This is a genomic window from Aureivirga marina, assembly GCF_015767265.1.
GTDB lineage: Bacteria > Bacteroidota > Bacteroidia > Flavobacteriales > Flavobacteriaceae > Aureivirga > Aureivirga marina.
In genome coordinates this window covers 101,320-113,925 of record NZ_JADPIB010000006.1, presented here as the reverse complement: position 1 = coordinate 113,925, position 12,606 = coordinate 101,320, and the positions used below count along the sequence as shown (strand labels likewise).

Annotated in this window: 12 protein-coding genes; 4 read left to right on the top strand and 8 right to left on the bottom strand. The window is 29.3% G+C overall.

The window, feature by feature from the left end:
- Positions 1-13 precede the first annotated feature (13 nt).
- Together glmM and I1A51_RS13470 are read right to left on the bottom strand one after the other, a co-directional pair.
- Complete coding sequence (gene glmM / locus I1A51_RS13475) at positions 14-1,402, bottom strand: phosphoglucosamine mutase (protein WP_196894776.1); 1,389 nt, start codon at positions 1,400-1,402, stop codon at positions 14-16.
- Positions 1,403-1,557: 155 nt separating this feature from the next.
- Positions 1,558-2,157, bottom strand: a complete 600-nt coding sequence (locus I1A51_RS13470; protein ID WP_196894774.1) for a GNAT family N-acetyltransferase — start codon at positions 2,155-2,157, stop codon at positions 1,558-1,560.
- A gap of 93 nt (positions 2,158-2,250) precedes the next feature.
- Between I1A51_RS13470 and I1A51_RS13465 the strand changes: the two genes are divergently transcribed.
- The 3 genes from I1A51_RS13465 to I1A51_RS13455 all read left to right on the top strand — a co-directional run bounded on the left by I1A51_RS13465 (position 2,251) and on the right by I1A51_RS13455 (position 3,909).
- Positions 2,251-2,568, top strand: a complete 318-nt coding sequence (locus I1A51_RS13465; RefSeq protein ID WP_196894772.1) for a hypothetical protein — start codon at positions 2,251-2,253, stop codon at positions 2,566-2,568.
- A gap of 357 nt (positions 2,569-2,925) precedes the next feature.
- On the top strand, positions 2,926-3,600 hold the full coding sequence (locus I1A51_RS13460; protein ID WP_196894770.1) for a hypothetical protein: 675 nt from the start codon (positions 2,926-2,928) through the stop codon (positions 3,598-3,600).
- Between the two features lie 114 nt (positions 3,601-3,714).
- Positions 3,715-3,909, top strand: coding sequence for a cold-shock protein (locus I1A51_RS13455; protein WP_196894768.1), 195 nt, complete (start codon positions 3,715-3,717; stop codon positions 3,907-3,909).
- 43 nt (positions 3,910-3,952) lie between these two features.
- Here the strand turns inward: I1A51_RS13455 and I1A51_RS13450 are convergent, their stop codons facing one another.
- The 4 genes from I1A51_RS13450 to I1A51_RS13435 form a co-directional block, all read right to left on the bottom strand.
- Positions 3,953-4,369, bottom strand: a complete 417-nt coding sequence (locus I1A51_RS13450) for a hypothetical protein (protein WP_196894766.1) — start codon at positions 4,367-4,369, stop codon at positions 3,953-3,955.
- A 328-nt stretch (positions 4,370-4,697) separates the two neighbouring features.
- On the bottom strand, positions 4,698-5,240 hold the full coding sequence (locus I1A51_RS13445; protein ID WP_196894765.1) for a hypothetical protein: 543 nt from the start codon (positions 5,238-5,240) through the stop codon (positions 4,698-4,700).
- 36 nt (positions 5,241-5,276) lie between these two features.
- On the bottom strand, positions 5,277-7,769 hold the full coding sequence (gene hrpB, locus I1A51_RS13440; protein ID WP_196894763.1) for an ATP-dependent helicase HrpB: 2,493 nt from the start codon (positions 7,767-7,769) through the stop codon (positions 5,277-5,279).
- 153 nt (positions 7,770-7,922) lie between these two features.
- Positions 7,923-9,500, bottom strand: a complete 1,578-nt coding sequence (locus I1A51_RS13435) for a protein adenylyltransferase SelO (RefSeq protein ID WP_196894761.1) — start codon at positions 9,498-9,500, stop codon at positions 7,923-7,925.
- Positions 9,501-9,718: 218 nt separating this feature from the next.
- On the opposite strand from I1A51_RS13435, the gene I1A51_RS13430 reads away from it, so the two are divergent.
- Positions 9,719-10,420: a hypothetical protein gene (locus tag I1A51_RS13430; protein ID WP_196894759.1), complete on the top strand. Its 702-nt coding sequence runs from the start codon at positions 9,719-9,721 to the stop codon at positions 10,418-10,420.
- A gap of 190 nt (positions 10,421-10,610) precedes the next feature.
- On the opposite strand, the gene I1A51_RS13425 is transcribed toward I1A51_RS13430, so the two are convergent.
- Both I1A51_RS13425 and I1A51_RS13420 read right to left on the bottom strand, forming a co-directional pair.
- Positions 10,611-11,213, bottom strand: coding sequence for a hypothetical protein (locus tag I1A51_RS13425; protein ID WP_196894757.1), 603 nt, complete (start codon positions 11,211-11,213; stop codon positions 10,611-10,613).
- 106 nt (positions 11,214-11,319) lie between these two features.
- Positions 11,320-12,606, bottom strand: a complete 1,287-nt coding sequence (locus tag I1A51_RS13420; RefSeq protein ID WP_196894755.1) for an amidohydrolase family protein — start codon at positions 12,604-12,606, stop codon at positions 11,320-11,322.

Sequence of the window (12,606 nt, the reverse complement as noted above, 5' to 3'; positions counted from 1 at the left end):
TATGTTGGTGCGATTAAATAATTTCTTTAATTTCTTCGATAATCCTTTGTGCTAAATTATCTGCATTTTCTTGTGAATCACTTTCTGTATAAATACGAATGATTGGTTCTGTATTCGATTTTCTTAAGTGAACCCATTCTGTTGGAAAATCAACTTTAACTCCATCAATTGTAGAAACATTTTCGTTTTCATATTTCTTCGCCATGTTTTCTAATATCAAATCTACATTAATTTCTGGCGTTAATTGAATCTTATTTTTGCTCATAAAATAGCTAGGATAAGATTCTCTTAAAGCTTTACAAGAAACTTTTCTTTCTGCTAAAAGTGATAAGAATAATGCAACTCCAACAAGTGAATCTCTTCCGTAATGTGCAGCAGGATAAATAATTCCTCCATTTCCTTCACCACCAATAATTGCATTTGTAGATTTCATTAATTCTACAACATTTACTTCTCCAACAGCACTTGCTTGATAAGTTCCTCCGTGTTTTTCAGTCACATCTCTTAAAGCTCTTGAAGAAGATAAATTAGAAACGGTATTTCCACCATTATTTTTCTCTAAAATATAATCTGCACAAGCTACTAAAGTATATTCTTCACCAAACATAGAACCATCTTCACAAATTAAAGCTAAACGATCTACATCAGGATCTACAACAATTCCAAAATCTGCTTTTTCTTCAACAACTAAATTAGAAATATCCGTCAAATGCTCTTTTAAAGGCTCCGGATTATGTGGGAAATGACCATTTGGAGTACAATAAAGTTCGACACATTCTACACCTAATTTTTTTAATAAAGCAGGAATAGCAATTCCACCAGTTGAATTTACTCCATCTACAACAACTTTAAAATTAGCATTTTTAATTGCTTCTAAATTGATATAATCCAATTTGAAAATTTCTTCAATATGTGTATCAATTCCTCCAACGGCTTTATTATAAGAACCTAAATCATCCACTTCTGCAAAAGAATACGCATCATTTTCAGCGATTTTTAAGATTTTAGCTCCTTCCTCACCATTTAAAAACTCTCCTTTTTCATTTAAAAGTTTTAAAGCATTCCATTGTTTTGGATTATGACTTGCAGTAAGAATAATTCCACCATCCGCTTCTTCTAAAGGAACGATTGTTTCTACTGTTGGCGTAGTAGAAAGTCCTAAATCAATCACTTGAATTCCTAACCCAACAAGTGTATTAGCAACTAATGAACTAATCATTTTACCAGAAATTCTGGCATCTCGACCAATAACAACTTTAATTTCTTCTTTATTTCCACATTTATCTTTTAACCAAGTTCCATATGCAGCTGCAAATTTTACAGCATCCACAGGCGTTAGGTTATCATTCACTTTTCCACCGATTGTTCCTCGGATTCCAGATATAGATTTTATTAATGTCATTCTTTTTTGATTTTTTGATTAATCACATCTAAACTTTTTAAAAATCTAAATGAGCTCAGCAAATATAAGTTTATTTGAGAAAAAATTATCCTTTTGAATCCCAAAGATTCTTAGGTTTAGATTAGAAATAATTATTCCTTAATTTTAGTTTAATTCTAATAAGTTTTTTCCATTTTATGTTCCAATCCGAACTTCACAGTTTTCCATTCTGAATTAATAATGGAAAAAACAACGGTATCTCGTAAAACACCATTTTTTGAAATAGAGTGATTTCTTAAAATTCCATCTTGTTTTGCTCCAAGTCGTAAAATGGCATTTCGAGAAGCTAAATTATGCCAATGCGTTCGAAATTCTACAGCAATACAATTCATTTTTTCAAAAGTATATTGTAAAAGAAGATATTTACATTCTGTATTTACACCAGTTTTTTGGAAAGATTTTGCATACCATGTGTGGCCAATTTCCAAACGAAAATTTTCTGGTTCCATATTCATAAAACGAGTTGTTCCAATTACTTTGTTTGATTTTTTATCAATGATAACAAAAGGAATTTGTTCTCCTTTTTCTTTGTTTAATAATGCGGTTTTAATAAAATTTTCAGTAGTTTCTTCATTTGGAACGGAAGTATACCAAAGTTTCCATAATTCACCATCTTTAGCAGCTTCGATTAATTCTTTTTTATGTGAAATTTGAAGAGGTTCTAAACGAACAAGATTTCCATCTAAAATAATTTCTTTTTGCCAATTATTTTCCATTCATCATATGTTTTATAAATTACAATTTTACAAAATGAAGTTTTAAAAGTATGGATATTTTCCAAATTTTTATATTTGAATAAAATTAATGTTATGTCCTATTATCTTCAGAAAATTAAACGATATAAAAGACATTTTATTTGTGTAGATTGTCGAAAAGGTTTTAAGAAATCAAATGAAAAAGATTTTGCAGAAAAAAATGGTGAATTGTCCTTATTATTAAATGCTTTTTATTTTTCAAAACCTAAAAAGAAATTATCTAAAAAAGAAAAAGATGCTTTAAAATTAAAATATTTTGAAAGAGTTGAGGATTGTCCGCAATGCAATCAGAAAATGAAAGAAGTTTCGATGTCTTTTAAAGCACCAGCAAAAAATAAATTAAAAGAATGGAAAGAATTAATGAAAAAATAAAGTTTGAAATAATGAATTCCATTTTAATGATTCCTAAAAATAATTTTGTTTTTGTAATTGATCATTTTCTTTTTTTTAAATTTTGCTTATAATATATAGAAAATTAGTGATAATTTATAGGTAGATGTTAAATTTTATTGAGTATTTAAAATAAAATATAGATAAAATAGTTATTTTTTTAGAATAGAATTCGAAATGCTTTTGATTGTAAGAACAAGGTTTCTTATGAAAAAAAGATTACTCTTATCTTATGCCTTCTTTTTAAAGAAGGCTTTTTTTATTCATAATAAAACTAAATTAGCTACTTTTTCTTATAAAATGTTAGGATTTTACTATTATTGCTAAAAATTGAAAAAAATGACTAGGAAAGAACACTTACGTTTTTGCGAGAGATGCATAAAACGTGAATTAAACATGAAAATTGGTTTGGTATGTAATTTAACTGGAAAACATGCTGATTTTGAAAAAGAGTGTGAAAATTATGAATTAGACACTACGGTTGTTGAAACCAAAAATGAAACAGAAGAATTAGATCATGAAGTTGCAATGTCTAGATTATCTGAAGAGAATATTGAAAAATTTAAAGAAGAGCAAAATTTCTCTTTAGGTTTGATGACTTCTATCATTACTGGAACTATTTGTGCGATTCTTTGGGGAATAATTACAGTTGCTACAGGCTTTCAAATAGGGTATATGGCAATTGCAATTGGTGCAGCAGTCGGTTTCACGAATAGATTTTTTGGAAAAGGGATCGAACAAGTTTATGGGATTTACGGTGCTATAATTGCAATTTTAAGTTGTTTTTTAGGTAATATTTTAAGTATAATTGGTTTTGCAGCTCATGGTGCAGATTTAGGATATTTTGAAGCATTTATTCTGATAGATTTTGGTAAATTATTTGATATTGTGGGGGATACATTTGGTTTTGTAGATGTGTTTTTCTTTGCAATTGCAGGAATTGAAGGTTATAAATTATCTTTTAGAGCTTTTTCAGAAAAAGAAATTTTTGAACTGAATGAAGAGGAGTCTTAATGTTAAATTTTTTTAAAAAAAGAGTCTTAATAATAATATTATATTAAAAAAAGTGATTTTTAGTAGATTACTCGGAATATTAGTTTACTTTTGCACTTTATTTAAAACATACTTATGAATACAGGAACAATTAAGTTTTTCAACGACGAAAAAGGTTACGGATTTATCACTCCAGATCAAGGAGGAAGAGATGTGTTTGTACACATTAACGGATTAGTAGATGAAGTAGCTCAAGGAGACAAAGTTTCTTACGACGTTGAAGAAGGACGTAAAGGATTAAATGCAGTAAATGTAAAAGTAATTAACTAGTATATTATACAACATTTGAGCTAAAAGCCTACCAAATTATTTGTTAGGCTTTTTTTTTGCTAAATACGTCAGAAATGATTATTTCAATTAATGAGGAAGATTTAAACTTTGTAAAGTATAAATTTGAATCCTTCCATCTTCTAAGTTGACGTGAGATTTCTAGTTTTAAAACCTCAATATTTGTATTATCGGATTTAAATTTCAATAATTCATCATAGATTATATTTAAATGAATAGAATCCATGTGTTTATTTTCTTTCAGTAAATTCCCAAATTTTACTATCTGATTTACATCTTTTCTTTTAATAGCTATAAAAAAATTATACCAATCTGATTCAATTGTTTTTTTATGTCTTTTTGAAATTCTACTATTCTTATAAAATACGATACACATTAGGATAACAGGACTTATAAAAATTGATAATAATACAAAAACGTTTAAATTTGATGATGTATCCATACTTTTTCTTTTAAAATGTAATCTGTTGTAATTTTTTTAAATGATTTGTAAAATAAAAAAACAATCAATGTAGTTTATTTTGTAATTATGATTTTTCCCATTTAATTTTAACCGCAGAAATAAAATCCAATTCCAATTTTGTTTCAAATACACCATAAATAGAATCAAGATTTAAGTCAAGAGCTAATCGATTAATTTGTTTTTAGCATTTTTTTATTTAAGTTTTCAAATCTAAATCAATCGATAGAAGAAACCAAGAAAAATTCTTTAGATTTAAAAACTTTAGGAATTATATTTACAATAACACAAATTGTGCTTATATATAAGATTATTTAATTTCAATTTTACTTAAATCGAAATAACATTCTCTTACAGGATTTAAACCTGTTAATCCTTCATTACATGGTGTCTGTTCCTTTTTTCTTTCTTCAATTCCAGAATTAAAAAAGTCTTTTAATTCATATTCATTACTTATAGGATAAATATTTCCGATACCAACTTTATTTATATCTATATCTAATAATTCAATTTTCTTATAATTTTTTAAATCTTTAATTTGGATATAAACGAAATCTAATAAATCTAGACAAGTAGAATTAATTAAATTTTGAGGAATTTGTCTTCCGAATAATTTATTTTCGTTAATTGGGCATAAACCAATCCAAACTCCTGATTCATCTTCATTATAATCTAAAACAATAGATTTAATTTCAATATTCTCAATTTCAATAATTTGACCAAACTTTAAAGGCATTTTATTACTTTCTATATTTTGCCACTCTGGCTGCATATTAACTGGAATGTTTTGTGCGTTTTTTGATTTATTACATGAAATTATACTCAAAAAAAGAATAAAGATTAATTTTTTCATTTTAAATATCAATATAAGATTAAATTTATTTCCAATTTACTTCCTCTCCCTACGCTTCATACTTCCTTTAATCGCTTCTTCTTCCCAAGGTTTTTCTGGCCAAAAATGTTTTTTATAGCGCATTCTTAAATCTTTTCGAACCTCAAAATAAGCATTATCCCAAAAACTTTTAATATCTGAAGTAATCTGTACAATTTTAAAACCTGGAGAAAGTAAATGCATCAAAACATTTATTTTTCCATTGTTTACAGTAGGCGTTTCTTGCATTCCAAAACATTCTTGCAAACGAACAGCTAAAACAGGTTCACTACCATTTGCTTGATATTTTATTTTGATAAAAGAACCACTTGGAACTTCAATTTTACTTGGAGTAAGTGTTTTTATTTTCGACTGTAATTCTGGTTCTAAACTATATTCTAAAACCTCTTTTAGATTAATTTTCTTTAAATCTTCGGGTTTATTAATATCTCTCAAATACGGAGCTAACCATTTTCCATTTGTTTCCAATAAAGTTTTCATGCTCACATCTGGAAAACCAGCTTCTGGATTCCATTTTCTTAAAGATAAAACCTTATTTTTCCATTGTTCTACTTCTTCAGTCCAATCTAATAAATGTGCTCCTTCTTTTTTAATTACATTTGTAATTGCTTTTAAAACCAAATCTTCATCAGCATCTGCAATTGCCGTACTTTTCAAGACAATACTTCCAATTCGTAAATCTTCCGTAGCGATTAATCCTCCTTTTTTTGTATTCCAAGTAATGATTTCTTTTGTTTTAACTAAAGGCATCAAATCTCTTGGGTTTAAAGGAGAAGCCATAAATATTTTTCCAACACCATGTCGGTCGTTTACATGTGCAATTGCTAACCAAGATTCATGTGCTAAATCATCTCGATGTCCTGCGGTTGCAGATTTTCCATTCGCCATTTGAAATTGTGCATTATTTCCAGGTCTCGCACAGGCAATTCTTTCTGGATAAGCATAAGCCAATAAAATTCCAGTTTCATAATCATCAAATGTAGAATTATCAACAGGAATGTTAAGCATTTTTCGATATTGTGCTGCAATTTTTTCTATACGAGCTAACCGCTTTCCGCCAACTTTTTCACTTCTAAATCGTCTCAAAGCTTCAATTCTCAGATTGATATTAATTCCAATTTCTGTCGAAAGTGGATCTTTTTCTTCCAAAAGTGGAGCGATGTCCGTTGCTAAAGCAAGTTGTTTGTTTTCTTTTGCCTTAATCAACATATGCGCAATTCGAGGATGCGTCGGCAAACGATGTAATTCTTTTCCATGTTCTGTAATTTTATCCTGCTCCAAAGCTTCTAATTCATGTAGAAGTTCCGAAGCTTGTGCAATATGACCTTTTGGCGGAGGAGTAACCCAAGATAAATCTTCTGCATTTACAATTCCCCACTGTGCCATATCCAAAACTAAAGACGTCAAATCTACATCTTCAATTTCTGGTTTTCTTTGCTCATCCAATCTAGATTGTGTTGCAATAGACCACATTCGATAACAAGTTCCTGCACTCAATCTTCCAGCTCTTCCAGCTCGTTGATCTGCCGAATCTTTTGCTATTTGTATCGTTTCCAAACGTGATAATCCTGTATTTGGATTAAATTTGGCTGTTCGTTCAAAACCAGAATCAATCACTACTTTTATTCCTTGAATCGTCAAACTTGTTTCTGCAATATTCGTAGCTAAAACTACTTTTCTTTTTCCATTTTTATTTGGAATAATCGCAGCGAATTGTTTCTTTGCAGGAAGTTGTCCATACAAAGGATGAATCATGATACCTTTCAAACTTTGTTTTAAAATCTCCTCACATTTTTTGATTTCTCCTTGTCCTGGAAGAAAAACTAAAATATCTCCTTCATGATTTTTTATAGCATCTTTAATCACTTTTGAAGTAAGTTCAGGTAAAAGTCGCATATCACTTTCTCCTGTATAATGAATATCCACAGGATATTGTCGACCTTTACTTTCCACAATCGGAGAGTTCAACATCTTCGAAAGTTCAGGCATATCCATCGTTGCAGACATTACTAAAACTCTCAAATCTTCTCTCAAAATTGCTTGTGATTCTCTACAAAGTGCCATTGCAACATCTGCATGAATACTTCGCTCATGAAATTCATCAAAAATGACTATTCCTACATTTTCTAAAGCATTATCTTCATGAATCATTCGAGTTAAGATTCCTTCTGTCAATACTTCAATTTTAGTATTTGGCCCAACCTTACTTTCAAATCGAATTCGATATCCAACAGTTTCTCCAGCTTTTTCTCCCAATAAATCCGCCATACGATTTGCAATCGTTTTCGCAGCCAATCTTCTCGGTTCCAGCATCAATATTTTCTTGCCTTCCAACCAAGGTTCGTTTAATAAAGCCAATGGCAGCAAAGTACTTTTTCCAGCTCCAGGAGGCGCTTTCACAATTAAAGTATTAGAATTCTGTAATTTCTGCTGAATCTCAGGAATTACTTCTTTTACAGGTAAATCTATATTTTGGTATTCGAATATCAATTTTTTCTGTTTTATAAATAAAAATAATAAGATATCAATTGGTGACTGAGCGAAGTCGAAGTCACACATTGCGTTTCCAAGGATAATCCGATTTCGAGAGCCTCGATCTCCGAAATATCACACGGTGGTTGAGGTTCTCGAAGCCACACAATATTAAGAACTACAAGAAAGCATCGAACAGCCAGGTTTTACTCTTGCCCATTCTGGACGTTTTGCAAACCACTTTTCCGCACTTTTTTGTGTGTCGTAAGGTTTTTTTAGAAGTTCAGCTAATTCGTTTATGATGCTATAATCTCCTTTGTCTGCTGCTTCGATGGCTAATTGTGCCATATAGTTTCGCAACACATATTTAGGATTAACAGCATCCATTTTTTCTTTTCGTTCTTTGTCTGTTAAAGTCTCTTTTTCTAATCGGTTTAAATACATTCCAAACCAATCTTTCCAAGCAGTTAAAATATCTCCTTTAAGTTCTTCTGGTTTATAAAAAGCATCTTTAAAAGTCACTAAAAATTCATCAGAATTATCTTCTTCAATGTTTTGATTTTTAGAAATGTCACTCAAACGTCTAAAGAAAATAGTCATATCTGTTTCTGTCAGTTCTAAGAGATTTTCTAATTGTTGGATGAAAGTAAAATCATTTTCTAGCGTTTTTTCTAGACCTAATTTCGCATTCATCATCTGAATATATTTTTCAAAGAATTGCTCTTGATAAGCATTTAATATTTCCTCCAAAGGTGCAGCATCTTCAATCAGCGGATATAAAGCATTTGCCAATTTTACCAAATTCCAAAGTGTAATCTGAGCCTGATCTCCAAATTGATAACGTTTATGTTCTGCATCGGTAGTATTTGGTGTCCAGCCTCTCTCAAAAGGTTCCAACCAACCATAAGGACCATAATCAATTGTCAAACCAAGAATCGACATATTATCTGTGTTCATTACACCGTGTACAAAACCAACACGCTGCCAATGAATCACCATGTCCAATGTTTTCGTACTTACTTCTTTTAATAATTGAATATAACCTTCCTTATCACAAGAAAGTTGTGGATAAAACTCTTTAATGGTATAATCCACCAATTTCTTTAAAGTTTCAGTTTCTCCTCTAGAAGCAAAAATCTCATAACTTCCAAATCGTAAAAAAGAAGGAGCTACACGACACACAATTGCACCTTTTTCATAAGCTGCATTGCCGTTGTAAAACATATCTCTCAAAACTTCATCTCCTGACAATGCCAAAGACAAAGCTCTAGTAGTTGGAACTCCTAAATGAAACATCGCTTCGCTACACAAATACTCTCGAATAGAAGATCTCAACACTGCAAGACCATCTGCAGTTCTAGAATATGGAGTTGCTCCAGCACCTTTTAATTGTAATGTCCAGCGTTTATTTTTGTGTTCTACTTCTGCCAAATTAATTGCTCTTCCGTCTCCCAATTGTCCTGCCCAATGCCCAAACTGATGTCCTCCATAGCACATTGCATAAGGTTTTGATTCTGAGATAAGCGCATTTCCTGTAAATATATTCAAGAATTCTTCTGACTGTGTTTCCTTTTCTGAAATTCCCAATAATTCCGCTACTTCTTTAGAATGGTGTAATAGGAGTGGAGCTTTCGTTTTTGTTGGTTCCACAAAAGAATAACAGGCCTGACGTACTTGTCGTCTGGTATTTTCTACAATCGAATCACTTGGTAATGTGTCCGTAAAAGAATTATTGATCTGAAACTTCATTTTTGGAGTTTTGGTTCTTCGCAAAAATAAGGATTTCCATCTAATTTATTTAAAAATGAAGAATAGCTAGTTATATGAAAAATCAAAATTGTTGAAATTTCAATTAAAATGATTTTTTGACAGATAAAGGTGTAAAAAAATGTTAAAAAAAGTTAAATAATTTATTTTAATTGTTAAATAATGATATAATATTTAGTATTGTATAAAAAATTATTATTATGAATATAAAAAAAGAAGAAGTCGACTTAAATGTTGAAACAAAAAATGCTATTACGAAAACATGGCAAGATATCAAAGGAAACATTTTTACATATCCAAACATTTTAAATGAGTTACAAAATGGATTATTTTTTATAGATACTATAAAAGATTTAAAAATTGAAGGAGATTTTATAAAGGGAGAATTAGGTGTTTTAAATGATAAAATTGTTATTATTTTTGAATTAAATGATAAGAGTTTTAGAGCTTATGAGTTAAAAGAAAGTAATGAGAAATTTACAATATATGTAAAAAAAGTTATTGTAGAAATTGATGAATATGTTGTGGATGCAAATTTTAAAAATATAAATCATTTAAATAAAGTTTATTCTAATTCTGGATTAAAAGAACCTGATATTGATGCTTCTAATGCTATTAATCAGATTCAATTATGGAAAAGAAATTGTAATAATTGGTTTAATAATACTGAATCAAATGAGATTCCTAATTATTTTTTAATTCCAAATAGTGATATTAAAGAAAATTCTCTTTGTTTTTTTGGGTTTAGAAATGATTCAATTCTTAATAAAGATATTCCATCATTAATTTTTGTTGATAGAAATATTGAGGAAATAAATGTAGATACTAAAAGTTTAATTAGTTCAAATACTTCTGATTGGTCTATGCCTTCTCCTCCTTATGAAGAAGATTCAATAGAATAAAAATATTAAAATGAGTATGAAAAAAATAGCTCAAAGTTTTTTTCACTTTGAGCTATTTTTTAAATTATTTATACCAAAAACTATTTCTGTCCTGATTTCTTCTGAAACTTCTTATAAAGCTATATATGATGTGAGTCTAAACTAATATCACAACCAAAGAATAATTAAATTTGAATAATAATTAAAAAACTTATTTATAAATTGTAAGCCCTTTTAAAAATTCTTCAAATTTTCCAATGTTTATATCATAAGTTTTTGGAGTAGCAACAAATTGAATAAAAAGATATGCCGTTTTTGTTTTAAGCAGAACAAATTGATGATGGTAAATATTATTTTGCCAAAAAATAAAAACTTTTTGTTTGATTCCATTATCAATCTCAATGATATCTTTTTGCCCATACCATATATGAGAATCACTAAATAATGTTTTTTGTCCAAAACTATTTCCTGTAGAATAAGTGTGCTTAAATTCTTCAAAAGATTTAAAACTAGATTTTGAAAACTCTTGTATTGAGACAGCATTATAAATTCCTTTAACTTCACCATCAACTTTAGGCATAATCCCACCAATAATATTAGAATCTCCTGTTTCTTTTAAGGTTAACCATTTTGGAATAATAACTTCATAATTAAAGTTTTTATTTGCATATTTTAATTCTTCAATTTTATTTTCTTTAACTTTTTCTTTTAAATCTTTAATGTTATAATACGTCCTTTGAATTGTATCATTTTTTTGAGAAAAAATAAATAGAGATTGAAGAAATAAAATGGTAAAAAATAAGATCTTTTTCATAATTATTAATTGTATTGATAATATACATAGAATTGGATTCAAAAATAAACAAAAAACCTCGATATTATATTTAAATATCGAGGTTTCTTAGAAAGAAATAACAAGTCTATTCCTGTCCCAATTTCTTCTGAAACTTCTTATAAAGCTGCGTATGATGTGATTCTAAACTAATATCACGACCATCGATAAACGCTTTATAAATATCATTTCCGATAATATCTAGAGCATCTCCTTTTGAGATGAATAAAGTAGCATTTTTTCCAACTTCAATGCTTCCAACTTCTTTTTCAATTCCAAGAATTTTCGCAGTATTAGAAGTCAACATTTTTAAAGCTTCTTCATAAGGAACACCATAATTAATTGCAGTTCCAGCGTAGAAAGGTAAATTACGTGTTTGCATACGTTCCATATCTCCACTATTTTCAAAACCAACTAAAACTCCAGCATCCAATAATTTCTTTGGCAATTCAAAAGGTAAATCAATGGCATCATCTTCCGACATTGGAAGCGAATGCACACGATATAAAAGCACAGGAATATTTTTCTCTTTTAAAAGAGGAGCGACCTTATAAGTTTCATATCCACCAACAATTACCATATCTTTTACACCAAAATTCTCGAAGAAATCAATTGCTTCTGTCATTTCTTCTGCACCATGTACATGAATAAATAACTTTGCTTTTCCTTCTAAAATTGGTTGTACAGCTTCATAAACCAAATTTCTTTCTTTCGAATTCTTTTTATAATCTTTCGCTTTTGTAAAGAAATCTTTTAATTTTTTCTTATTTTTTTTATAAGCCGAAGAAGGTTCAATTTTATTTTTCTTATTCGCATAAGATTTTCCCCAGTTTACATGAATTCCATCATTTTCTGTGATAATCGCATCTTCATAATTCCAAGCATCTAACTGAACAATTGAAGAAGTTCCAGAAATCAATCCACCTCTTGGAGTTACTTGTGCAATTAAAACTCCGTTTGGACGAACAGTTTCCGTTACTCTAGATTCTGTATTATAAGCGATAATACTACGAATATGTGGATTAATTGCTCCAACTTCTCTTTCATCATCACTTGCAGAAACAGCATCAATTTCAACCAAACCTAAAGTAGAATTTGGCGAAATAAATCCAGGATACACATGATGTCCTTTTGCATCAATTACTTTTTGAAAATCATTCGGATTTGCTTTTGAAAGTTCATCTACAAACGTAAATTTCCCATCTTGAAATCCAATAGCGCTATTTTCAATTACTTTTCCATTTCCTAAATGTGCAGTTGCACCAGTAATCAAAATCGTTTCTGATTGCTTCGGAGCAGGAGTTTGTTGTGCATATATAGAATTGATACTAAGAAAAAGTATCAAACAAATCATTTTTAATTTTAGCATCTTCAT

Bases quoted from the DNA above. Each gene is read 5' to 3' on its own strand.
- glmM (WP_196894776.1), bottom strand. From the start codon at position 1,402: ATGACATTAATAAAATCTATATCTGGAATCCGAGGAACAATCGGTGGA.
- I1A51_RS13470 (WP_196894774.1), bottom strand. From the start codon at position 2,157: ATGGAAAATAATTGGCAAAAAGAAATTATTTTAGATGGAAATCTTGTT.
- I1A51_RS13465 (WP_196894772.1), top strand. From the start codon at position 2,251: ATGTCCTATTATCTTCAGAAAATTAAACGATATAAAAGACATTTTATT.
- I1A51_RS13460 (WP_196894770.1), top strand. From the start codon at position 2,926: ATGACTAGGAAAGAACACTTACGTTTTTGCGAGAGATGCATAAAACGT.
- I1A51_RS13455 (WP_196894768.1), top strand. From the start codon at position 3,715: ATGAATACAGGAACAATTAAGTTTTTCAACGACGAAAAAGGTTACGGA.
- I1A51_RS13450 (WP_196894766.1), bottom strand. From the start codon at position 4,369: ATGGATACATCATCAAATTTAAACGTTTTTGTATTATTATCAATTTTT.
- I1A51_RS13445 (WP_196894765.1), bottom strand. From the start codon at position 5,240: ATGAAAAAATTAATCTTTATTCTTTTTTTGAGTATAATTTCATGTAAT.
- I1A51_RS13435 (WP_196894761.1), bottom strand. From the start codon at position 9,500: ATGAAGTTTCAGATCAATAATTCTTTTACGGACACATTACCAAGTGAT.
- I1A51_RS13430 (WP_196894759.1), top strand. From the start codon at position 9,719: ATGAATATAAAAAAAGAAGAAGTCGACTTAAATGTTGAAACAAAAAAT.
- I1A51_RS13425 (WP_196894757.1), bottom strand. From the start codon at position 11,213: ATGAAAAAGATCTTATTTTTTACCATTTTATTTCTTCAATCTCTATTT.
- I1A51_RS13420 (WP_196894755.1), bottom strand. From the start codon at position 12,606: ATGAAGATGCTAAAATTAAAAATGATTTGTTTGATACTTTTTCTTAGT.